The 23,646-nt window shown below is 62.4% G+C and carries 19 protein-coding genes; 12 read left to right on the top strand and 7 right to left on the bottom strand.

Features of this window, described 5'->3' with window-relative positions; translation table 11 throughout:
• Positions 1-89 precede the first annotated feature (89 nt).
• The 5 genes from JYK05_RS09955 (at position 90) to JYK05_RS09935 (ending at position 7,134) form a co-directional block, all read left to right on the top strand.
• Positions 90-2,318, top strand: coding sequence for a polysaccharide biosynthesis tyrosine autokinase (locus JYK05_RS09955; protein WP_206466805.1), 2,229 nt, complete (start codon positions 90-92; stop codon positions 2,316-2,318).
• 77 nt (positions 2,319-2,395) lie between these two features.
• On the top strand, positions 2,396-3,514 hold the full coding sequence (gene gmd / locus JYK05_RS09950) for a GDP-mannose 4,6-dehydratase (RefSeq protein ID WP_175944732.1): 1,119 nt from the start codon (positions 2,396-2,398) through the stop codon (positions 3,512-3,514).
• 3 nt (positions 3,515-3,517) lie between these two features.
• Entirely contained in the window at positions 3,518-4,474 is a 957-nt protein-coding gene (locus JYK05_RS09945) for a GDP-L-fucose synthase (protein ID WP_206466804.1), read from the top strand.
• 32 nt (positions 4,475-4,506) lie between these two features.
• On the top strand, positions 4,507-5,646 hold the full coding sequence (locus tag JYK05_RS09940) for a glycosyltransferase family 4 protein (RefSeq protein ID WP_206466803.1): 1,140 nt from the start codon (positions 4,507-4,509) through the stop codon (positions 5,644-5,646).
• A 171-nt stretch (positions 5,647-5,817) separates the two neighbouring features.
• Positions 5,818-7,134: a glycosyltransferase WbuB gene (locus JYK05_RS09935; protein WP_206468272.1), complete on the top strand. Its 1,317-nt coding sequence runs from the start codon at positions 5,818-5,820 to the stop codon at positions 7,132-7,134.
• A gap of 59 nt (positions 7,135-7,193) precedes the next feature.
• Here the strand turns inward: JYK05_RS09935 and JYK05_RS09930 are convergent, their stop codons facing one another.
• Complete coding sequence (locus JYK05_RS09930; RefSeq protein WP_175944728.1) at positions 7,194-7,664, bottom strand: hypothetical protein; 471 nt, start codon at positions 7,662-7,664, stop codon at positions 7,194-7,196.
• A gap of 327 nt (positions 7,665-7,991) precedes the next feature.
• On the opposite strand from JYK05_RS09930, the gene JYK05_RS09925 reads away from it, so the two are divergent.
• The 3 genes from JYK05_RS09925 (at position 7,992) to JYK05_RS09915 (ending at position 11,011) form a co-directional block, all read left to right on the top strand.
• Entirely contained in the window at positions 7,992-8,624 is a 633-nt protein-coding gene (locus JYK05_RS09925) for a DapH/DapD/GlmU-related protein (protein ID WP_206466802.1), read from the top strand.
• Between the two features lie 101 nt (positions 8,625-8,725).
• Positions 8,726-10,447, top strand: coding sequence for an FAD-dependent oxidoreductase (locus tag JYK05_RS09920; protein WP_206466801.1), 1,722 nt, complete (start codon positions 8,726-8,728; stop codon positions 10,445-10,447).
• 114 nt (positions 10,448-10,561) lie between these two features.
• Positions 10,562-11,011: a hypothetical protein gene (locus JYK05_RS09915; protein WP_206466800.1), complete on the top strand. Its 450-nt coding sequence runs from the start codon at positions 10,562-10,564 to the stop codon at positions 11,009-11,011.
• Here the strand turns inward: JYK05_RS09915 and JYK05_RS09910 are convergent.
• Positions 11,005-12,213 carry a glycosyltransferase gene (locus tag JYK05_RS09910; protein WP_206466799.1) on the bottom strand — a complete coding sequence of 403 codons (1,209 nt, stop codon included), beginning with the start codon at positions 12,211-12,213 and terminating at the stop codon, positions 11,005-11,007. The two genes, JYK05_RS09915 and JYK05_RS09910, sit on opposite strands and share 7 nt — an antisense overlap.
• Positions 12,214-12,269: 56 nt before the next feature.
• Positions 12,270-13,748: a hypothetical protein gene (locus JYK05_RS09905; RefSeq protein ID WP_206466798.1), complete on the bottom strand. Its 1,479-nt coding sequence runs from the start codon at positions 13,746-13,748 to the stop codon at positions 12,270-12,272.
• Between the two features lie 513 nt (positions 13,749-14,261).
• Here JYK05_RS09905 and JYK05_RS09900 point away from each other — a divergent pair.
• Complete coding sequence (locus tag JYK05_RS09900) at positions 14,262-15,416, top strand: acyltransferase (protein ID WP_206466797.1); 1,155 nt, start codon at positions 14,262-14,264, stop codon at positions 15,414-15,416.
• Positions 15,417-15,471: 55 nt separating this feature from the next.
• Here the strand turns inward: JYK05_RS09900 and JYK05_RS09895 are convergent, their stop codons facing one another.
• The gene (locus JYK05_RS09895; RefSeq protein WP_206466796.1) at positions 15,472-16,653 is read right to left on the bottom strand and encodes a glycosyltransferase; all 1,182 of its coding nucleotides are present in this window, start codon (positions 16,651-16,653) and stop codon (positions 15,472-15,474) included.
• 370 nt (positions 16,654-17,023) lie between these two features.
• Here JYK05_RS09895 and JYK05_RS09890 point away from each other — a divergent pair, with 370 nt between their 5' ends.
• From JYK05_RS09890 to JYK05_RS09880, 3 genes are all read left to right on the top strand, one after another.
• On the top strand, positions 17,024-18,271 hold the full coding sequence (locus tag JYK05_RS09890; protein WP_175944720.1) for an oligosaccharide flippase family protein: 1,248 nt from the start codon (positions 17,024-17,026) through the stop codon (positions 18,269-18,271).
• A 1-nt stretch (position 18,272) separates the two neighbouring features.
• Positions 18,273-19,355, top strand: a complete 1,083-nt coding sequence (locus JYK05_RS09885) for a glycosyltransferase (protein WP_206466795.1) — start codon at positions 18,273-18,275, stop codon at positions 19,353-19,355.
• A gap of 116 nt (positions 19,356-19,471) precedes the next feature.
• The gene (locus tag JYK05_RS09880; protein ID WP_206466794.1) at positions 19,472-20,167 is read left to right on the top strand and encodes a dienelactone hydrolase family protein; all 696 of its coding nucleotides are present in this window, start codon (positions 19,472-19,474) and stop codon (positions 20,165-20,167) included.
• A gap of 58 nt (positions 20,168-20,225) precedes the next feature.
• On the opposite strand, the gene JYK05_RS09875 is transcribed toward JYK05_RS09880, so the two are convergent.
• The 3 genes from JYK05_RS09875 to JYK05_RS09865 form a co-directional block, all read right to left on the bottom strand.
• On the bottom strand, positions 20,226-21,335 hold the full coding sequence (locus tag JYK05_RS09875; RefSeq protein WP_206466793.1) for a glycosyltransferase: 1,110 nt from the start codon (positions 21,333-21,335) through the stop codon (positions 20,226-20,228).
• Positions 21,336-21,404: 69 nt separating this feature from the next.
• Positions 21,405-22,463, bottom strand: a complete 1,059-nt coding sequence (gene galE / locus JYK05_RS09870) for a UDP-glucose 4-epimerase GalE (RefSeq protein ID WP_241269795.1) — start codon at positions 22,461-22,463, stop codon at positions 21,405-21,407.
• Between the two features lie 21 nt (positions 22,464-22,484).
• On the bottom strand, positions 22,485-23,624 hold the full coding sequence (locus JYK05_RS09865) for a glycosyltransferase family 4 protein (protein ID WP_206466792.1): 1,140 nt from the start codon (positions 23,622-23,624) through the stop codon (positions 22,485-22,487).
• Positions 23,625-23,646 lie beyond the last annotated feature (22 nt).

The following is a 23,646-nucleotide window of genomic DNA, read 5'->3' as shown; positions in this document are numbered from 1 at the left end:
CGCAAGTCTTCGATTCTTGCAGTATGACCGGCGCGCAGGGGCGCGCCGGAGACCTTGTGCGACATTCAAAGAAATAAGCGAGCGAGACCATGGCCATGAACTTTGATGCACGCTACTCGGACGTCTCGACCGGCGACGAGTTGCGATTATCCGACTATCTGGCTGCCGTATTCGGCAACTGGAAACTCGTGACGGTCGTCATGCTCGCGGTGGTCGCGCTGGGGACGGCCTACGCATTCATCGCGCCGCCGACCTACAAAGCGGACGCCCTCATTCAGGTCGAAGAGACCAACGCGAACAACAACGCCAACGCGAACGTCAACGCGGTGCAAGCCGTGTCGCAGATGTTCGATGCGAAGTCCACCACCGCCGCGCAGATCGAACTGCTGCGTTCGCGCCTCGTCGTCGACGACACGGTGCGCCGCCTGCACCTCGACATCAGCGCCGCGCCGCATTCCATTCCGGTGATCGGCAGCGCGATCGGCAACGTGTTCTCGATGCTGAACGTGACGCCGCCCGCGGGCTATCTGTCGCGCTTCGCATGGGGCAACGAACAGATCAGCGTGCCGCTCTTCGACACGCCGAAGGAACTCTACGACCAGAAGTTCACGCTGGTTGCAGGCGAAGACGGCAGCTATGCGCTGCAAGATCCGGAAGGCGTCGTGGTGCTGACCGGCAAGGTCGGCCAGGAAGCCACCGGCATGACGGCGCACGGCCCGGTCAAGCTGAAGGTGGAGAAGCTCGTGGGCGCGCCTGGCGTGCACTTCGACCTGGAACGCTTCTCCACGCTCACGACCATCGACAACCTCCAGCAGCGTCTGACCGTGGCTGAAACGGCGCTGCAATCGGGCATCATCAGCGTGAGCCTCGAAGGGCGCAATCCGAAGGAAGCGGCGCAGATCGTCAACAACATCGCGAACCGCTACGTGCAGCAGGATGCCGACAAGCGTTCGGCCGAAGCGGAACACACGCTGGCCTTTCTCGATCAGCAACTGCCTGTCCTGAAGAAGCAGCTCGACGATGCCGAGCAGCGCTACAACACGTTCCGCAATCACCAGGGCACGGTGGACCTGAGCGAGGAAAGCCGTCTGTTGCTGCAACAGATCGTCGATAACAAGACCAAGCTCACGGACCTGCAACAGCAACGCGCTGAACTGTCGCAACGCTTCACGCCGAACCATCCGTCGGTGCAGGCTCTGGATGCGCAGATCGCTTCGTTGTCCGGCGCGCAGACGCGTCTTGGCAAGAGCGTGTCGACGCTGCCCGATACCGAGCAAACGGCACTGCGTTATCTGCGCGATGTCCGCGTGAACACCGAGCTGTACACGAACCTGCTCAACAGCGCGCAACAGCTTCGCATCGCAAAGGCAGGGCAGATCGGCAACGTGCGCGTGGTGGACTACGCGCAGGCCGCCGACGATCCCGTCCGCCCGAAGCGCCTGCTCGTGATCCTGATCTCGGCTGGCGTGGGCCTCGTGCTCGGCGTGATCGTCGCGTTCATCCGCAAGTCGCTGTATGGCGGCGTGGAGCGTCCGGAAGAGATCGAAAAGCAACTGGGCGTGCGTGTGTTCGCCATCGTGCCGCGCAGCACGCAGCAACTGCGCCTGCAACGCAAGGTCGGCATGCGTCGCGAAGGTCTGCACGTTCTGGCCGCTCAGGCGCCGGAAGACGCAGCGGTGGAAGGCATTCGCGGCCTGCGTACGTCGCTGCAACTGCAAATGGCCGATGCGCGCAACAACGTGGTGATGCTCACGGGCTCGCGTCCGGAAGCGGGCAAGTCGTTCCTGTCGGTGAATCTCGCGACGCTCGTTGCATCCACGAGAAAGCGCGTGCTTCTGATCGATGGCGACATGCGCCGCGGCGACATCCACTCGCACTTCGGCGTGCGTCATTCGCCGGGTCTCTCGGATGTGCTGATGGGCGCAGACGTGTCGAGCGCGATCCTGCACGATGTACTGCCGGGCGTGGACCTCATCACCAAGGGCTCGCTGCCGTCGCATCCGTCGGAACTGCTCGCCAGCGATCGCCTCGGCGAAGTGCTGGAGCAACTGAAGCAGATGTATGACCTCGTCGTCGTCGATACGCCGCCTGTGCTGGCTGTCACTGACGCGACGGTCATCGGCAAGCACGCGGGCACGAGCCTTCTCGTCGTGCGCCACGGCAAGAATCAGGTGCAGGAAATCGGCGAGACGATGAAGCGCCTGCATCACGGGGGCGTGAGCATGAAGGGCGTGTTGCTCACCGACGTTCCGCAATCGAAGATTTTGATGGGCAGCACCTACGCCGGCTACTACGGCTACGAGAGCATCGCCGAATAAGGCGAGCAGAAAACAGAAATAACAATGATGGCGCGTCGCCGCGCGCCAACTTCAGACCGCAGAATAAGAGGTTAAACATGGACCGCAAAGTTGCTTTGATCACGGGTATTACGGGGCAAGACGGGTCGTATCTTGCTGAACTGCTTCTCGAGAAGGGTTACGAAGTTCACGGCATCAAGCGCCGTAGCTCGCTCTTCAACACGGACCGCATCGATCATCTGTATCGCGATCCGCACGATCCGGACCAGCGTTTGTTCCTGCATCACGGCGACCTGACCGATTCGACGAGCCTCGTGCGCATCATCCAGCGCGTGATGCCCGACGAGATCTACAACCTGGCAGCGCAATCGCACGTGGGCGTGTCCTTCGAAGAGCCGGAATACACGGCCAATGCCGACGGTCTAGGCGCACTGCGTATTCTCGAAGCAATCCGCATTCTCGGCCTCGAAAAGAAGACGCGCTTCTATCAGGCCTCGACGTCCGAGCTGTATGGTCTCGTGCAGGAAATCCCCCAGCGCGAAACCACGCCGTTCTATCCGCGCAGCCCGTATGCCGTGGCGAAGCTCTACGCTTACTGGATCACGGTGAACTACCGCGAAGCGTATGGCATGTACGCATGCAACGGCATTCTGTTCAACCACGAATCGCCGGTGCGCGGCGAGACGTTCGTGACACGCAAGATCACGCGCGCCATTGCACGCATGGCGGTGGGCCTTCAAGAAGATCTGTATCTCGGCAATCTGTCCGCCATGCGCGACTGGGGCCATGCGCGCGACTACGTCGAGATGCAGTGGATGATGCTCCAACAGGAACAGGCCGAAGACTTCGTGATCGCCACGGGCGTGCAGTACAGCGTGCGTGAATTCGTGCAGCACGCGGCCGCCGAACTGGGCGTGCATGTTCGCTTCGAAGGCGAGGGCGTGAACGAAGTGGGTATCGTCGATCGTATCGATAACCGCGACACCAAGTTCAAGCCGGGCCAGGTGATCGTCAAGGTCGATCCGCGCTACTTCCGTCCGACCGAAGTGGAAACGCTGCTGGGCGACCCCACGAAGGCGCACGACAAGCTCGGCTGGAAGCCGTCGACTTCCTTCGAGTCCCTCGTGAAGGAGATGGTCCGCGCGGACTATCAGATCGCCCGTCGCGACGCGCTCGTGACGCTCGCCGGTTTCAAGGCTCTCGAACATCACGAGTAAGCCATGAACAAGCACGCACGTATCTTCGTCGCGGGACACCGCGGCATGGTCGGCTCGGCGCTCGTGCGCCGTCTGAGCGCAGCCGGCTACGACAACATCGTGACGCGCACCAAGGCGCATCTCGATCTGACGGATCAGGGCGGCGTGAACCTCTTCTTCGAAGAAGAGCAGATCGACGTCGTGTTCCTGGCGGCGGCGCGCGTCGGCGGCATTCTCGCGAATTCGACGATGCCCGCCTCGTTCATCTACGAGAACCTCGCCATCGAAACGAACGTGATCCACGCGGCTTGCCGCTGGAACGTTTCGAAGCTCGTGTTCTTCGGGTCTTCGTGCATCTATCCGAAGGCGTGCCCGCAGCCGATCAAGGAGGAGTATCTCCTGCAATCCGCGCTCGAGCCGACCAACGAAGCGTATGCCATCGCTAAGATCGCGGGTCTCAAGATGTGCGAGGCGTACAACCGTCAATACGGCACGCACTTCGTCTCGCTCATGCCGACGAACCTGTACGGCCCGAACGACAACTACGACCTGAAGAGCAGCCACGTGCTGCCGGCGCTCATCCGCAAGGCGCACGAAGCGAAGCTGCGCGGCGACGCGACGCTGCCCGTGTGGGGCACGGGCTCGCCGCGTCGTGAGTTCCTGCATGTGGACGACCTCGCCGATGCAGCGACCTTCCTGATGGAAAGCGACGTCAACGAAGGCGTGTTCAACGTCGGCGTCGGCCATGACCTGACCATCAGCGAACTGGCGCACACGGTTTGCCGCGTGGTCGGCTTCGAAGGCGAGCTCGTGTTCGATGCGAGCAAGCCGGACGGCACGCCGCGCAAGCTGCTTGATGTCTCGAAGCTCGAAGGCATGGGCTGGAAGGCGTCGACCGGCCTCGAAGACGGCATTCGCGCGACCTATCGCGACTTCCTCGATCGCTACGCATCCATGCAGCCGGCGCCCGTCGCTGCCTGAAACGCGTCGCATCCAGTCAAGGGAGAACAAAAATGGCTTCAGTGACCATCTTTCATAACGTCGTCTGGTCGCGGCATAAGGGGGCGGTGCTGTCGGCGCTGCACAACATCGCGGGGTCCGGTTCCATCCGCTATTCGATGGTGCAGATCGCCGATACGGAGCACGACCGCATCGGCTTCTCGGATGTCGACTACTCGTATCACCGCTATCCGATGACCAAGCTGTACAGCGGCTGCTACGAGGACGTGCCGACGTGGCGCATGACCGTGCGTCTCGTGTGGGAAGTGCTCAAGGCGAAGTCGGATCTCGTGGTTCTTCCCGGTTATCACCGCCCCGAATATTGGGCGATGATGGCAGCGTGCATCGTGACCGGAAAGCGTCGCGCCGTGTTCTGCGATTCGACCGGACGCGACAATCCGCGCCGCATGTTGACGTCGATTCCGAAGCGCGTGTTCTTTGCGCTGTGCGACGGCTACTTCGCATTCGGCACGCGCAGCCGCGAGTATCTGATGTCGCTCGGCGCGAAGCAGGAGAAGATCTTCATTCCGTGCCAGGCCGCCGCGCTGCCGCGCTCGTTCTCGCCGGAGACGGTGGTGGACGATCGCCTGGCGCATCGGCAGGGCAATAAGCCGGTGTTTCTGTTCGTTGGGCGCTTGTCGGCGGAAAAAGGTATCGATACGCTCGTCGATGCGTTCAAGCAGTTGAGGAAAAACGTGCCGAATGCGGAATTGCGCATAGTCGGCACCGGTCCTCTCGGGGATGATCTGAAGAAGCAAGTGTCGGAAGCCGGTCTGCAAGACGCCGTGCATTTCCTGGGCAGCCTTCAGGACGAGCCGCTCTCGCGTGAATATTTCGGCGCCACCTGTATGGTGCTGCCGAGCAAGCGTGAACCGTGGGGTCTCGTGACCAACGAAGCGTTGAGTCACGGTTGCCCGGTGATCGTGAGCGAGAGTTGCGGCTGCGTGCCGGAGCTGGTGGTGGAGGGCGTGTCGGGCTATTCGTTCCCCGCAGGCGATGTCGCGAGCCTGCATCGGACGATGCTCAAGTCGCTCGAAGCGTTCGCAGATACGGCAGGCGTCGCCAAGCGTTGTACCGATGTGATTCAGCGTTTCGATCCGCCTTCGGCTGCGGCGAACATCGCGCGGGGTTGCGCGCTGTTGCTGACGAATTGACGGTTCGGTAGTCGGTGGAAATCACCAACGGGGAAGACGTCAAGGAGGACGAACGGAAAGGGGAAGGGTGAGACGCCGTCGGGTCGCGGTCTTCGCGTCCCGATGGCTGGCGCTTTGCGGGCGAAAGGGCACGTTCGGGGCTCAGGGCGCGATTGTCGGGCGAGGGACCACATGAGAATACTGATCTACGGGCTGAACTATGCGCCCGAGTTGACGGGAACCGGCAAATACACGGCGGAAATGGCGGAAGCGTTGGCCCAGAACGGGCACGACGTGCGCGTCGTTTGTGCGCCGCCGTACTATCCGGAATGGAAGATCGGCGATGGCTATGCAAGCTGGCGGCATCGCTTCGAAACGCGCAAGGGCGTGCGTCTGTGGCGCGCGCCGTTGTGGGTGCCGAAAAAGCCGAGCGGCGCGAAGCGCATGCTGCATCTCGGCTCGTTTGCGCTGGCGTCGCTGCCTGCGCTCATCGCGCATGCGCTGTGGCGTCCGCATGTCGTGATGACGATTGCGCCGAGCCTGATGAACGCGCCGGGCGCGCTCGCGCTCGCCCGTCTGACCGGCGCGCGGTCATGGCTACACATTCAGGACTTCGAAGTAGATGCCGCGTTCGATCTCGGGCTTTTGAAGAACGCGCGCGCGGCGAAGAGCGCGCTCGCATTCGAACGCTGGCTGATGAAACGGTTCGATGTGGTTTCGTCCATCTCGGACAAGATGGTCGAGCGCGCGGTGAAGAAAGGCGTCGCGCCTGCCGATGCCTTCCACTTCCCGAACTGGGTCGATACGACCGCGATCTACCCGATCGACGGGCCGAGCAGTTTCCGCAAGGAACTCGGCATCGGCGAGCACACGAAGGTGGTGCTCTATTCGGGCAACATGGGCGCCAAGCAGGGTTTGGAAGTGCTGGCCGAGGCCGCCGCTGCGCTCGCCGCACGCGACGATATCGTGTTCGTGTTCTGCGGCAACGGCGCGACCAAGAAGAAGCTGCAGGAACGTTGCGCCGATCTGCCGAACACGCGCTTCCTTTCGTTGCAGCCTATCGAGCGTCTCAACGAATTGCTGAACCTTGCGGACATTCACGTGTTGCCGCAACGCGGCGACGTGGCAGATCTCGTGATGCCTTCGAAACTCACGGGCATGTTCGCGAGCGCGCGCGCGGTCGTCGCGATGGCGCAGCCGGGCACCGAGCTGTACGAGGCTGTGGCCGGACGTGGCGTCGTGATCCCGCCGGAGAACGTCGAGGCATTGACGGACGCCATCACCATGCTCGTTCGGAATCCGGCGCTGCGTGCGCGCTACGGCGAAGAAGGGCGCCTGTTCGCGCAGGAACGCTTGTCGCCGCAGTCGGTGTTCGCGCGGCTCGAAGAACGTTTGAAGTCGCTGATCGGCGATACGGCCGACACCCGCTTGAGCGATGCCGTCGACATGTCCATCGCGCGCATTGCGGAGCACGCACCCATTCTGCCGCAGGTCGAGAAGATCGAGTAGCAGTCTTGCCGGTGATACGACGCGTTATTCACGACGCGCCGTATCACCGCGTCGTTTCATCAATAAGGCGACTTATAGATGTCCCGCGCCCGCGCAGCTTTCGCCGGCGCCTTCAGGCCATTGGCCGTCGGATAGAGCGTGGCGGCCGCGCCTTGCGGCATCAGCATCGCTTTGGCGTCGCCCTGGCGTCCCACGCGCCGCAGCTGCGCGCCGGCGCCCGGATTGCCCACGTATCCGTTCTGTTGCGCGAGCAGCTTGTCCGTCGGCGAGATGCCCTGCGCTGTTTGCGCATTGGTGATCGGCCCGCGCTGGCCGCCCCGGCCGTTGGTCGGCGCGCCGTATGGATCGGCATAGATATCCGGACTCCCAAGCAAATCCATTTCCGACGGCACGCCGCCGCCCGCCTGTTGCTTGCTGATGGCGGCATCGGCGAAGTTGCCCGCATGCGCGACAGACGATGCAGCGAGCGCGCAAGGCCCCAATGCAGCGATGAGAAGCGGCATGAGCGCCGCGCGTAGCTCGTGTTTCATGGTCTCTCCTGGCTGATTACGTTAAGCGTTATACAGAGCGCGTGTAGGCTTATCGGTACGCTACGTCACGCGGCTTGATCGTTCGAATGCAGCATAGAGCGATGCATCAGCCGCCAGCGCCAAAAGTCTTGCCGTTACGGCCAACCGTGCCGCACCGCACATGGCGCTTTTTAACGTTCACTGATAATCCGTTCACCGTATGCAGTCTTGAACGAAGAAGCGAGACGACACGGATGCGCGCACGCAATGCGCGCCGACATACAAGGCCAATAAAGAGTCGCTTGCGCGCAACGCGCAGCAGGCGGACAGCGAAACGGGCGGGGAACCATGGACAGAGCGATCGACGAGCGAGGCATCGGCGCGGCCGGCAGTGACGGCTTCGACGGCGTGCGCGAGGCATCCGCGAGACGCGGCAAGGTGATCGACCTGTCGCGCGCAGGCCCGGGCAATTTCGTGGCGAAGCGTAGCTTCGTGATCGAACTCGTATGGTTCTTCGTCGAAGCATGCTTCATCAATAACAAGCTCATACCGGTTTCGTTCGTGCGGGTCGCATTGCTGCGTGCGTTCGGCGCGCGCATCGGCAAGAACTGTCGGATGCCGCATCCCATCCGGGTGAAAGCACCGTGGAATCTGAGTGTCGGCGACAACTGCTGGTTCGGCGTCGATGCATGGATCTATAACCAGACCGATATTCGCATCGGCTCGAATGTCTGCATTTCGCAGGGGACGTTTCTCACGACGGGATCGCACGATGCCGCCGGCAACATGGACTTGCAGGTCGCACCGATCGTGATCGAAGACGGCGTCTGGATCACATCCAGGTGCGTCGTGCAGATGGGCGTCACCATTGGCCGATCGGCGCTCGTTACGCCGCAGTCGGTGGTGCATCGCTCGCTGGAAGCGGAAGGCGTATACGGCGGTAACCCGGTGCGCTTCATCAGGAAACGCTTCCCGGCGTGAATGGATATTGGCAGTCGAGAGTGCAGTGATCTTGTCGGGACCACACACCGGATGCGATCCTGCGACACCGCTTAAGCATAAAACAAGAAGGAGCACGGGGAATGTTCATTGACAGCCGCAGCCTTGACCAGGGCGCAGTCATAGAGACCACGGTTTGCATCGTCGGCGCGGGCGTGGCGGGGATCACGCTTGCACTGGAACTGGAAAAGCAAGGCATCGACGCGGTTCTGCTCGAAAGCGGCGGATACCGCGCCGACGACGAAACGCGCGACCTGTATCGCGGCGAAAACGTTGGGGTTCCTTACGAATTCGCCGATGGCTGCCGCAGCCGTTTTCTCGGCGGCAGCAGCAATTGCTGGGGCGGATGGTGCCGGCCGCTCGACCCGTGGGACTTCGAAAAGCGCGACTGGGTGGCCGACAGCGGCTGGCCGTTCGGGCTCGACGAGCTGCGTCCTTACTACGCGCGCACGCATGCGTTGTTGCAGCTCGGCGAGAACAACTTCGACCCTGCGTACTGGGAAGCGGCGATCCATCGCCCGGACGTGCGGCGCCATCCGTTCCCGAGCGGCAACGTGCGCGACACGATCTCGCAGTTCAGCCCGCCCGTGCGCTTCGGCAAGGTGTATCGCAAGCATCTGCTGGCCGCGAAGAACGTGCGCGTGTTCCTCTTCGCGAACGCGTTGAACATCGATACCGATGGCGATGCGCGTTCGGTCACGAAGATCGATGTCGGCACGCTGTCTGGTCGCCGCTTCGGGATCCGCGCCAAGGTGTTCGTGCTCGCGACGGGCGGCATCGAGAATGCGCGCCTTCTGCTGTCGTCGAACAAGGTGCAGGCAGCGGGCGTCGGCAATGGCAATGATCTCGTCGGCCGCTATTTCATGGACCATCCGCGGATCATGTCGGCGAACGTGCGCTTCAAGAAGGAATGGGCGCGCAACAAGCTCTACGACATCAAGTATCACTATCAGAACAAGGCGGTGTCCGCGCACGGCACGTTCATCTCGTCTCAGTTCGCGCTCACGCAGCAAGTGCTCGAACGCGAGAAGCTGCTCAACGCACGCGCATGGTTCTATTCGGTGTTCCGTGGCGAGAACACGAAGGGCTCCGAAGCCCTGATTCGCGCGAAGCAGGCGCTCCTGAAGAAAGACCAGCCCGGCTACAGCATGACCGGCGATGTCATGACCATGTTCGCGCATCCGGTCGATACCGCGTGCTTCGGCCTCGCGCGCTTGTTGCAGCCACGTCCGCTCATCACCGAAGTGAAGATTCAGACGATCGTCGAGGCGGAGCCGAACCGCGACAGCCGCGTGACGCTGTCCGCGCAGAAAGACTCGCTCGGCATGAATCGCGTGAAGGTGAACTGGCAGGTCACGGAACTGGTGAAGCGCACGTTCGACCGTACCGTCGCGCATATCGCGGCGGAACTGCAACGCGGCGGCGTGGCCGACGTGACGCTCGACGAGCCGCTCGAAGGCAAGCCGTGGCCCGCGCAACTCGAAGGCACGTGGCATCACATGGGCACGACGCGCATGCACGATTCGCCGAAGCAGGGCGTCGTGGATCGCAACCTCAAGATCCACGGCATGAGCAATCTGTATGTGGCGGGCAGCTCCGTGTTCCCGACGGTCGGCGCGAACTTCCCGACCATCACGATCGCCGCGTTGACGTTGAGGCTTGCGGCGCATCTGGGGCGCGTCATCAAGGGCGACGACACGATCGGCACGCTCGTCACGTCGTCGGGCACGCCGCTTCGTAACGAGACACCAGCCGACCTTCCGATGGCGGCTTCGGCAATGCATATGCGGGGAGACCTGGCTTAAAAGCCGGCGTTTGGGGAAAGGGGACGCCGCCGGTCGACCGACCGGCGGCGTTTTCTTTTGGCGAAACGGTCGTCGCTATAATCGCATTCCGTCTTCGCTCATCGCTCATTCGCCGTGAAAAAGCTCACCGTTCTCGCGCTTGCTTCGTTGTTGCTCGCTGCATGCTCGTCCGCCGAAAAGGAGGCCCAGCGTGCGCAAGGGTTCTCGTACTCCGAGCGCTCGCTCGATGTGGCGCAGCGCAATGCGACTGTCGCGTGCCGCGACGCCGCGCAATGCGATGCGATGTGGGCGCTCACGAAGCGTTATATCGAAGAGAATTCGAATCAGCCGGTGATTCGCGCGGATGCGGTGGCCATCGAGACGGATGTGCCTTCGCGTTCAGGCAAGCCCGTTTATTCGGCGACGCGCGTGGCAAAAGGCAATGGCGCGACGATTGCGCTCTATGCGCAATGTCGCGGCATGTATGGCCCGGAACGGGCGCGGGGTTCGGATTACGACGACTGCGCGAGCAAGATCATCGCGGCGCAAAACCGCTTCGCCACTTATCTACGCTCGGCTCAATAACGTTCGAAGGACGCGGACAGCATGCCTCGCGTGAGGCCGCCGTCGCGCTTGTTGGCCGTTTCCCGCAGCACGCGCGCGAGGTCCTTCGACATGGCTTCCACGTGAAAGCGTTGCATGAAGGTGGCGAGCGCCTGTTCGCGCATCGCGGCCGCGGCCTGCGGGTCCATGCGCAACCATGTCGACAGGGCGTCGATGGTGCCCTCGACCGTATCGCTTGCGACGATGCCCGCGCCATCCTCTTGCACTTCGCGCCAGATGTTGACCTTGTCCGAGATCAGCACCGGCAGCTTCGAGCCCAGCGCCTCGGCCACCGCGATGCCGAAGTTCTCCTGATGCGAAGGCAGCGAGAAGGCATCGCTCGTGCGGAACGCGCCCCACTTGAGATCGCCGCTCAGCATGCCCGTCCACGTCACGCGGTCATCGATGCCCAGTTCCTTCGATAGGGTGCGCAGTTGCGCGGCCCATTCGCTGTCGTCGGGGCCGGCCATCACGAGATGCGCGCGAGCGTCGATATCGCGTACGGCTGCGAAAGCCTTGAGCAGCAGATCGCAACCCTTCTTTTCATGGATACGGCCGAGAAACAGAATCGAACGCTTGCCGGCGAGCTGCGGGAACTTCGACAAAAACGCCTGACGCAATGCGGTCGAATCCGCAGGCGGTTGACGCGTGCCGAACGCCACCACTTCTTCCTTCGCGCGATACATCCTGAACGATTGGCGCGCGAGCAAGCGTTCTTCCTGCGTCGTGAAGAGCACGCGCCGCGCATCGCGCAGTACCCGATATTCGGCCCACGGCCAATACAGGCACTTCTTCAGATGCTTGAGCGGATACGTGCGCTTGAACCACGGATCGAGCATGCCGTGCGGGAACACGTAGTAGGGCACGTCGCTGTCGCGCAATGCTTTCCATGCGCCGAAGCTGTGGTACTGCCAGAGACCGTTGACGATCACCGCATCGAAGCGCGCGGCATGCTCCTTCAGCCAAGGTACGAGCCGCGGGCAGAGGCCATAGAAGCCGCGCGACGGGCCGAGCGCATGCAGACGCAGCGGAAAGGCGCCGAGATACGGCGCATCGGGTGCATCAAGCGAGACAACTTCGATTTCATGCCCCATCGACCGCATGCTGAGGCCGCTTTGCAGCACGCCTTCGGTTGGGCCGCCCGCACGCGGATCGACAGTGGAAAGCAGGTGCAAAATCTTCATGGCGAAACGATCCCCGATTCGTTAGCGTATTAGGCCCGCTGGCTTTTCGAAGCCTTTTATGCGGACGGTGCGAAGCTGCTCGCTCCCGGCGGCGCGTCGTGCCGGCTTTCGCCGTGATGCTCGTGTGCGAGTCCCGGTGCTTGCGCGGGTTTCAGTTCCGGCTGCGGGCCGTACGGACGCCATTCGGGGCGCCAGTCGGCGTGAACATCGTCGTTCGCGCGTCCGTAAGGCGTCCTGAACGAACGTCGATTCACCGACTGCGTGCGCATGGCATGAGCGATGCGCGCGAATGCCGCAACGAGCAGCCCGAGCGCCACGCCGAATACGATGCCCGAGAAGCGATTGCCGAGCGGATTGCCGCCGACGGAGGTGGCGGGCAGCGCGGCCACGACCAGCAACGCGCGGCCGAGCACCGGCAGATACATCGCATCGGGCGCGCGATTGCGCCACGAGCGGTACGCCATCGACCCGCGGTAGAGCGCCCACAGCACGGCGGCAGGCAATGCGATGCCGAAGAGAATGCCGCCGGCGAACAACTGATAGACCCAGAAGTTATGGCCCGCCGCCCATTCCTTGATCGCGTAAAAGTCCTTCTTCGTGAACTGGCCCGCGAGGTCCGGCAAGTAGGTCGGCGAATAGCGATAATCGTGACCGTAGCCCTTGCCGACGAGAACCGCGAGCGTGTCGGACGTGGTCTGATCGTACTGGTCCTTCATTTCGGCGAGACGCGTGATGGTCGTCGGATCGCGGCCCGATTCGGTGGCCTTCGCGAAGTTCAGGCGCTGCGACCAGTGCTCGGCCACGCCGGGGAAGAACGCGGCGGACGCGGCGACCATTGCGCCGAGCAGCGAGGCGATCATGATCGCGCGCAGCGCCGCCGTGAAGAGATGTTTGACGGACGGCGCGGCAAGCCACGTCGCATAAGCGAAGAGGAGCACGGTGCCGACGAGCAGACTGCGCGTCACGCTCAACAGCTCGATTACGACGGTCGCAAGAAAGAGCAGCACCGTGAACTTGGTCATGCGCTTGGCGATGACGAACTCATGCAGCAGAAGCCCCTGCAAACAAAGGAACGTGACCGACACGATGCGAAAACGCACGTTCTCCAGCCCGCCGCCCGTGGCCATGCCATAGACGAAGCTGAAGATCAGCGAGGCGATCATCGACCAGTACATCGCGCGTTCGAACTGCTCGAGGCGTTGCGAGTCCCACGGACGGCACGCGACGAGATAGCCGAGCAGCATGAGCGCGAAGGGCAGGATCACGCGCATGTAGTTGCCCGAATCATTGCCCTGGATCAATTGCGTCGCGATACTGCCGACGATGGTCAGCATGAAGAGCGACGTGACCCATGTGCGCAGCCGCGAGCGTTGCGCAAAGCGTGGCGCGATCAGCAGAAGCGCGCCGCCTGCGAATATCGCGGGAACGGTGAGAAGAATCTGGATGGCTTTGCTGGCCGTTTCCGCGCCCTTGAAGTCGAATGCGAGCGGAAGCAGAAATAGCCAGATCCAGACGACGGCGAACTTGTTGCGCATGGCGTTCTCTTTAGATGGCAAAGCTCGTCGAGCTTTACTTCTCGCGGTTGGATCCGCTTCGTGCCCTGGAAGCCTGGTGTCGCGTGTTGTGTGTTTGAATCAGCTTGAGCGACGGTCCCCGGGTACCCCGTATTTGTGGGTCGAATATATCAGCGGCCAAAAGCGCACGCCGTCGCGGCGGCGTTTTGCGACTAGCGTTCGGCGAGAAACGACGGTCGCCCATGTGCGCCGCGCCACGCTCGCTCAAGCGCCCTTTGTAGAGCACCAACGGCTATGTTGTCGATGCCGCATAGCGCGCGCGGCGCTGTCCGGCAACGATGCGATTCTGGCGGATCACGCCGCTATTCCGGAACGATTATGGTCATGCCGCCAATTGGCCCTCGCGGGTCAGTGGCGGCATTGACCAAATGACATCCGCGATGCGCGTGCGTGCGCCGATATGAGGACTCCCGGCGGCGAGGCATCCAATACAACATAAGCAACATAAGACCTTCGCAGACAGGGGGGAAGGCCATGAGCCTTTTCGGCGCCACACGCATGCCAGGACCCAATCGATCGATCGAGCTCGATTTCATCCGGGGACTCGCCATCATCGCAGTCATGGGGTATCACTTTCACTCATACCCGACCGGCAGCGCGTTCATTGCCGCGATCGAGTATCCGCTCAAGAGCTTCGGGCACGAAGGCGTGAATCTGTTTTTCACGTTGAGCGGCTTTCTTGTCGGCGGCCTGCTGCTCAAGCAGTATGCGCAGGAAGGACGCATCGACGCCGCGCGCTTCATCGTGCGACGCCTCTTCAAGATCTGGCCCGCGTACTACGCGCTGATTCTTTTTCATGTGCTGGTGGGACGGCATCCGACGAATACGTTCCTCGTGCAGAACCTCACGCACATGCAGAACTATTTTGGTTCGTCGATTGCGCAGACGTGGAGCCTCGCGGTCGAAGAGCACTTCTATCTGTTCCTGCCGCTGCTGCTCATCGTGTTCGCGCGGTGGCAGACGCGCATCAACACGATTCTCAGCGTGCTTGCGTCGATCTGCGTCGCGGTGCTGATTGCGCGGACCATCGCGGTCTATCACGGCGATCTGGAAGGCACGTTCTTCTATACGCAATACCGCATCGACAGCCTGTTGTTCGGGGTCATGCTCGCCGCGCTCTATTGGCTGAAGCCTGCGGTGTATCGCGGTATCGCAGAGAGAAAGGGCCTGTTGTTGGCCGCCGTCGCGGGGCTCGTGCTGTGGCTCGTGTTCGGCACGCGCAACGTGGAGCTGGACCAAAGCATTGGTTATACCGTGCAGGCCATCGGGTTCTGCGCGCTCATCGTGCTGACGGTCGAGTACTCGGGGCGCATTCGCGAGTCGCGGCTTTATCGGCTGATCGGGTGGATCGGCGTGTATTCCTATGGCATCTACCTGTGGCATTCGCTGGCGCTCGCACCGGGCGATATCCTCATCCGCAAGGCGGCCGCGCTGCATCTTCCGGCGATACCCGCGTGGGGCGTCATCATGGCGGCTCAGTTCGCCATTGCGATCGTGGTCGGGTACGTGACGACGCGTGCGGTGGAGTTCCCGTTCCTGCGCATGCGCGATGCGCTCTTCCCCGCGAAGCGGAAAGCGCAAACGCAGAAGGTGGTGGACGCGGTGGAAGTGGTCGGAAAGCAGGCTTGATGCGAATCAGCCGGTTCCTGCGATGATCGCAAGAACCGGCGTCATGCTGACTGCGTCAGGCGATCGCCTGGCGCAGTGTTTCTTTGAATTGTCCGAGCGTATTGCGCTCCAGCAGATGTCCGGCGACGACGGGCCGCTTGCGGCGCGCGAGAACATCGTCGAGCGCGCGATTGATCGAGCCCGGCGTGAGATCGTCGATCACCGGTCCTAGCTCGCCCGTGCGACAGAACCAACCGATCAGACCATCGGCCGTTGCAATGACCGGCTTGCCGAAGCGGAATGCCTGCACGAGCACGCCGCTCATGCCGTAGTGGCCTTTATAACCGAGCCAGACGACATCGCAGGCGGAGAAGAGGTCGAGCTCCGTCTCGCTCGAAATGAAGCGGTCCAGCACCATCGGCGCGGGCAAGAGCTTGCCTGCGGCTTCGCTCAACAGCGCGCGTACGTCCTTGTCCTGAGCACCCGCGATCACCAGCTTCGGCGTGTGCACGCCGTCCTTACGCTGCGCCAATGCTTCGATCAACTCGAAGATGCCCTTGCGGTCGTTGATCGCGCCATAGACGAGCACGTGCATGCCTTTCGACAGGCCGAGCCTGCGCCTCGCCGCCGATGGCTCCGCAGCATGCGCGTCAGGAAACGGATCGGCGAGATAGTCGATGCTCGTTCCGTGCGCATGGCCGCCGTTGCGCTTCCACCAGTCGGGCAGCGTCGGGTCGATAGTCAAGAGCGTCTTCATGCCGCCCACGCGAATGGCACGCGCAAATAGCCGCGACTTCACCGCATTGATAAGAGGCCGGCGCGGCGCGCGCACGCCGACGAGATGATGATGGAAGTTCGAGCGCATGGTGACGCCGACCCACGGCGTATTGCCGAACGGCGAGCGCAGAAACGGCAACGCGAGCAGAAAGTAGTCGACATACGGCACGACGACGAGCGCCACCTTGCGTTCGCGGCTCGCTACCGCATAGGCGTGTTTGAAGTTCGCATGCGCGCGCATATAGCTGATGGACCCGAGCCCCTTGCGCGTGCCGTGCTCCGGCGGCGCAACGAACGTGATGTTAAGCGCGTCGTTGCCTTGCTCCTGGATCTGCTTCACGAGCGCATGCCCGGCATTGCGCGGCTCGGTGACGATCAGGCAGCGCAAGCCCGCTTCCATATAAGCATTCGCGGCCCATTGCGCGTAACGCCAGCGGTGACCGCTGAAATCAGGCTCGATGATGAGAACGGTATCGTTCATCGTGAAGTGGCATCCGTCATGGTGTTTTCTAATCAGACATGGTGTGTCGTCGGAGATCGAACGTAACACCGCGCCCGCGCATTGAATGGCCATATTTCAGCGCTTATCCGCGTCGCGCGATGTGGTGAAGAACACCAAACGCCAACCGTCAACCCGCGATAACGCGCACCCTTGCCGAATAGTGCTACGCGTTGGCGTCCGCAACCCCGACGGCCACGCTATTTTTCCCACAGTCGCCTGAAAAGAAGCGCGGGCCTCGCGCGTACCTGTCATTCGGACAGGACGCGCGCGCGACGCGCAAGGTGGATCGCACGCGATACCGACATATCGCGGCGCCACGAATCGAAATACAGCAGTACGGGGAATGTGAGTGAGATCTGTCCGGCTATCCTTCTTGCCAGCACGCGCGCGGTTCGAGCACGATGCGGCCTTCTGGGTGCTCCTTCAACAAGTGGTCGTGCGCGGCTTCGTCGCGCTCAAGTTTCTCGCCATCGGCCGCATTCTCGGGCCTGAAGCGATCGGCGCGGTCAGCATCGCGCTGCTCGCGGTCGCGATCGCGGAAGCGTTGTCCGATACCGGGCTTGCACAGGCCGTCGTGCAGGGACGCGATGCGCCCTCGCAAAGCGAGCTCGGCGCGGTATGGGCCACGCTCGCGATGCGCGGCATAGTGATCGGTCTCTTGATCGCCGCGCTTGCGCCGTTCATGACGAGCCAGTTCCACTTGGGCGGCTCCATCGGGCTGATTCTGCTTGCCGCCGTATTGCCGATGGTGCGGGGCGTCGCATCGCCTGCGTACTTCACGGTGACACGGCAACGCGGCTTTCAGAAGCTCGCGGGCGTGGAGACGTCGGCCGCGTTCACCGACTGCGCTGTCGGCCTCGCATGCGCGTTGTCGGGCGCGGGCGCGTACTCGGTGCTGATCGGCCTCGTCGCGGGCGAGCTATTGAAGACGACGCTGACATGGACCGCCATGTCGCCGCGTCCGCCTATTCGCTTCTCGTTCGCGGGAATCTCGCATTACGTGAACTTCAGCCGCTGGATCTGGGCGGGCAGCGTCGTCAATCTTCTGCTGAACCAGTTCGACAAGGTCGTCGTCGCGAAGCTGCTCGGGCCGCTGCAATTGGGCGCCTATCAGATGTCGTCGAAGCTCGCGCAAATGTTGCTTGCCGATGCCGCCATCGCGATGTCGCAGTATCTGTTTCCGACTTTCTCGGAGCATCATCGGCGCGATGTCGCGGGGGCGCGCAAGCTCTTTCGCCGCTATCTGTTGCTCGCGGCGGTGGGGCTCACCGTGCTCGTCGTTGCATTGCGCGTCGCGGCCGAGCCGCTCTTCAATCTCGTGCTCGGGCCGGCGTGGCTGTCGGCGGTGCCGCTCTTCCGTATCTTCGTCATCAACATGGCGATCGGTGCGGTGATCGCGGTGCTCGTGTCGTGGCTGCGCGCGAGCGGCATGCCGAAGGTGGCGACGCATGCGTCCATCGTGCAGGCAGTCGTGCTGTGCGTGACGGTGCCCATCGCCACGCATCTGTGGGGCGTGACGGGCATCGCGTGGTCCATGACCGCGGGGCTTGCATCGGCAACGGCGTGGATGCTTTATCGCATCGTCAGAGAGGCTTGAAATGCGCATCGTACATCTCGTCCTGGCGCCGCGACTTTCCGGCGCCGAGGTATTGGCGAAAGACCTGGCGATTCATCAGCAAAGAAGCGGCGAGACGGTGGCCATTGCGTCGCTCATGCCGCCGCATGACGACTTCACCGCGCTGCAGGCGGAACTCGTCGCGAACGGCGTGCAGTGTCTCTTTCCGGACCGCATGCACGGACGCTTCGGCAAGCTGTTGGAACTGCATCGAACGATCCGCGCGTATCAGGCGGACGTGCTCTTCGCGCACGCGACCATTCCCGCGTTCTATGCGCGCATGTTGCCGCTCGCGGTGCCGGTCGTCTATGTGATGCACTCGGCGACCAACGACTTCGAGAGCCGCATGTTCCGGCGCGTCGAGCGCATGCTCTCGCGGCGGGCGCGCGCGGTCATCGCGGTGTCGCCTGCGAATATCGACGATTACGTCGGCGCGGTCGGGCGTCATCCTTCAATGACGCTCATTCCGAACGGCGTCGACATGTCCCGCTTCTCGATGCGTTCGGCGAGCACGACGGGTCACGCATCGCAGCAGATCTTGCAGATCGGGCGCTATACGTCGGTGAAGAATCAGCTTTCGACCGTGCACGCGTTCGAGCAAGTCGTTCAGCGCGTGCCGGATGCGCGGCTGCTGTTGTGCGGCGTGATCGAAGATCCGGCGTATCACGCGGCCGTGGGCGATCTGATCGAGAAGCTCGGGCTTTCGAAGAACGTGAGTCTGCAAGGTCCGCGTTCCGACGTGGCGGAACTGCTGTTCTCGTCGAATGTGTTTGCCATGCCTTCTCGGTCGGAAGGACACAGCATCGCGTTTCTGGAAGCGCTCGCGTCCGGCGTGCCTGTAGTCGCGAGCACGATTCGTCCGTTCAGTTTCGCGGCGGACTTTCCGAGCGTGCGCCTGTGCGATCCCGACGATACGAAAGCCTATGCGGATGCGCTCGTCGTCGCGCTCGGCCAGCCACGCGCGCACCGGCCGCTCAACGGCCTGACGCTTGCGGATACGGCCGCGCGTTATCTCGCCGTCGCGCGAGATGTGACGCAACGCTTGCCGCGTCCTGCGCCGGCCTGAAGCGGCAAGTTCTACGCGTCGCGGAGAAATGCGCAGCGCGCGCCAGCCATTCGATGCTGGCGCGCGTTTCTTTTTTCGCCTATGAAATAGCGTAGTGCCGCTCAATGGAGACACACATGTCCGATATGCTCAGCATCTCGACGCCCGATGGCGATTTCGACGCCTACGTCGCGTATCCGGCGCAAACGCCTGCGCCTGCCATCGTCGTTCTGCAGGAAATCTTCGGCATCAACGGCGACATGCGCGAAACCACCGACGAATACGCGCGACAAGGTTATGTCGCGCTATGTCCTGACCTGTTCTGGCGAATCGAGCCGAATGTGAATCTCACCGATCGCACCGAGGCCGAGTGGCAGCAGGCGATGAAGTACTACAACGCATTCGACCTGAACACGGGCGTCGAGGATATCGCCGCGACCATCGGCTTCGCACGCGGTCTGGAACAAGTGCAGGGCAAGGTCGGTTCGGTCGGCTTCTGTCTGGGCGGCCTCTTGTCGTTTCTGACGGCCGCGCGCACCGATATCGACGCCGCCGTTTCATACTACGGCGGCGGCACGGACCAGCACTTGAGCGAGTTGCCGAAGATCACGGCGCCGTTGCTCATTCATCTGGCGGAACAGGACGAGTTCATCGATGCCGATGCGCGCAATCGCGTATTGGCCGCCGTGCAAGGTCACGCCAACATCGAGGCGTACACGTATCCGGGCTGCCACCATGCCTTCGCGCGCCATCATGGCGCGCACTACGATGCGGCGGCAGCGAAGCTCGCGAACACGCGCACAGCCGATTTTTTCGCAAAGCACCTGAAATAAGGCACCAAAACGACAACGCCGCCCGAAAGAAGGCGGCGTTGTGGTCGTGCGCAATGGACTACTTCTTCACCGGATGCGGCCGGCGAAACACCATCCAGCGCGGCACCTTGAAGCGAACGATGCTGACATAGAGCCAGACGTATGTGGCCGCGAATACCACGACGAAGCAGAACAGATGCACCGTATGACGCCAGAAGAGCGTCGCGGGAATCACCGCGATGAGGCATAGCAACCACAAATAGGGTGAGGTCAGCGAGTTACGCCGCGTGAGTTCGCGCGCGTTCTGCACGCCGACGGCCCAGCGCATCAGCCGCTTGTAGACGAGCATATGCAGATGCACGCCGTCCGGAATGCCGGGCGACATGCCGCGAATGAACTTCTTGCGATAGATCGAGAAGCACGTCTCGAAGATCGGGTACATGAAGAGCAGCACCGGATACCATGCCGATACATCGCGGTTGCGCATGACGAGCATGATCGCGAGTTCCGCGAGCATGAAGCCGACGAAGTACGCGCCGCCATCGCCGAGAAAGATGAGGCCGGCGGGAAAATTCCAGATGAAGAAGCCCATCACCGCGCCCATCATGATGAGCGATCCCGACAGCACGACCGGATCGTGAACCTGGAACGCGACGTAAGCGAGCGACGCGAACATCATGAACGTGACCATCGACGCGAGGCCGTTAAAGCCGTCGATGATGTTCACCGCGTTGGCGAGCGCCGCGACGGCGAGCACCGTCACCGCGCAAGAAATGATTGCGTAGGAGAGCAGAAAATCGAGCGGCGGCACGCTGATTCGCGTCACCGCGATATCGAGCAGCGCATACGCGAGACCGGCAGCGGCCATTGTGCAGATGAGACGCACGAGCGGCGTCACGCGCTTGGTCAAGTCTTCCAGAAGCCCGGAGAGAAACGCAGGCAAGCCGCACGCGATGATGCCGAGGATGCCGCCCGACACGAGCGGATAACTCCATCGCAATTGCACGGCGGAGGCGGCGAGTCCGCACAGAATGCCGACGCCGCCGATGCGCGGAACCGGCCGCGCGTGAAACTTCTGCACGCCGGCGAGATCGGTATCGCCGAGCACGCCTTCCTGCAAGTGCGCAAAGCGCACGATCAACAAGGTCACGAAGAGCGAGACCAGAAAAGCAAGCGCGAAACTAAGCATGAAAGTAGACCAGTTGATGACAGCCGCCTCGCATCGCCGCTAATGGACGATGCGAGGCTCGGCGCCGCTTTATGCGAACCCTTGCGGGTTCTGCGACTGCCAGCGCCAGTGATCGGCACACATGCGCTCGATGCCGTGTTCCGCGCGCCAGCCGAGCAACTTCGCGGCCGCGGCGGGATCGGCGTAGCACGAAGCCACATCGCCGGGGCGGCGCGGCACGAGTTCATACGGCACGCGCTTGCCCGAGGCTGCTTCGAACGCCTTCACGACATCCAGCACGCTATAACCGTGGCCCGTGCCGAGATTGACGACGAAACTGCGATCGAGCGAGCGCAGTGCGTCGATGGCTGCAATGTGGCCGCGCGCCAGATCCACCACATGAATATAGTCGCGCACGCCGGTGCCGTCGTGCGTATCGTAATCGCTGCCGAATACGCGCAGCTTGTCCAGCTTGCCGACCGCGACCTGCGCGACATACGGCATCAGGTTGTTCGGAACGCCTGCCGGGTCCTCGCCGATCAAACCGCTTTCATGTGCGCCGACCGGGTTGAAGTAGCGCAGCGTCGCGATGCGCCACGACGGATCGGAGACTTCGAGATCGCGCAGAATCTGTTCGGCGATGAGCTTCGACTGACCATACGGGTTCGTCGCCGAAAGCGGAAAGCTCTCGTCGATGGGCACGCTTTGCGGCACGCCGTACACCGTTGCAGATGAGCTGAACACGAAGTTGCGGACGTTCCGTTCGCGCATCACGTTGAGCACCGCGAGCAGGCTGCCGATGTTGTTGCTGTAATACTCGATCGGCTTCGCGACCGATTCGCCCACGGCCTTCAGCGCCGCGAAATGGATCGCGCCGGTGATGGCGTGTGCGTCGAAAATGCGGTTCAGCGCGGCTTCGTCGCGTGCGTCTTCCTGATAGAACGCGACGCGCTTGCCCGTGATGCGCTCCACGCGGTTCAGCGATTCGGCGCGGCTATTGACGAGGTTGTCGATCACCGCGACGTCGTAACCCGCGTCGAGCAATTCGACGCACGTATGCGAACCGATGAAGCCCGCGCCGCCCGTCACGAGAATCGTGCCCTTGGTACCTTGTCCAGCGTCGTTCGGCGACATGTTGCCGTTCATCATGTGCTCTCCAGGAAGCGCAAATCAGAGTGAAATGCCGGTAATGGCGTGTATTGTGCTCTTGTATCGTTCGACGACGTTCTTCTCGTCGAATTCGCGAGCGACTTTCTCGCGGCCGCGTTGGGCCATCGCCTCGCGTTCTTCGATCGGCAGCGTCAGCATGCGTTCGAGTTGTTCCGCGAGGCTGTCCGCGCTTTTGACCTTGCAAAGCAGGCCGTTTACGCCGTGTTCGACCACTTCGCGGCAGCCGGGAACGTCCGTGGCGACGATTGGGCGGCCCATCGCGCAGGCTTCCATCAGCGTGCGCGGCACGCCTTCGCGATACGACGGCAGCACGACGCAATCGGCCGCCGCGACGAGCGGGCGCACATCGTTTGCTTCGCCCAGATACTCGACGATATTCTCACGTTCCCACGCCTCGACGTCCGTGCGGCTGATCGCGCTGGGATTATCCACGCCCACGGGCCCGAGCAATTGGAAACGCGCGTGCGGATAACGCCGGCGCAAACGCCGCGCCGCCTCGACGTATTCGGCGACGCCCTTATCCCACAGCAGCCGCCCGATGAGTATGAACACGAAGTCTTCGCGGCGCGGCAAGGGCACGAGCGAGAAGTCATCCAGATCGACGCCTTCTCCGTGCAAACGACGCGCACGCTCGGGATGCGCGAGCAGGTTCTCATCCACAAAAGCCTGATGATCGTCGCGATTGAGGAACCACACCTCGCGCGGAAAGCGGAACGCGAAGCGATAAAGACGCTTGGCGATCTGCGCGGTGCGGCTCTTCTGAATGAACACGTAGCCCAGACCCGTCGTCACCGCGATGGACGGCACGCGCGCCAACATCGCGGCAAGCGAGCCGTAGATGTTCGGCTTGATCGTGTAATGGAACACGAGATGCGGGCGCGTCGCGCGATATTCGCGGTACAGCGCCATCATCGTCCTGAGGTCTTCACGCGGGTTCGTGCCCTTGGACGCCACCGGCAATTCGACGCAACGGCAGCCCATTTCGATGAGCGGCTCGAACGTGCGGTCGCGCGGCGCGATGATCGTCACCTGCGCGCCGCGTTCGGTCAACATGCGCAGCACGCCGCGACGATACGTGTAAATGGCCCACGCCGTGTTGCACACGAGGGCGATGCGTAGGCTGGACTGGGCTTTGTTCATCCGGTGCTTATGGTTGTGTCGC

This window comes from Caballeronia sp. M1242, from assembly GCF_017220215.1.
GTDB lineage: Bacteria > Pseudomonadota > Gammaproteobacteria > Burkholderiales > Burkholderiaceae > Caballeronia.
This window is presented reverse-complemented; position numbering and strand designations above follow the sequence as displayed.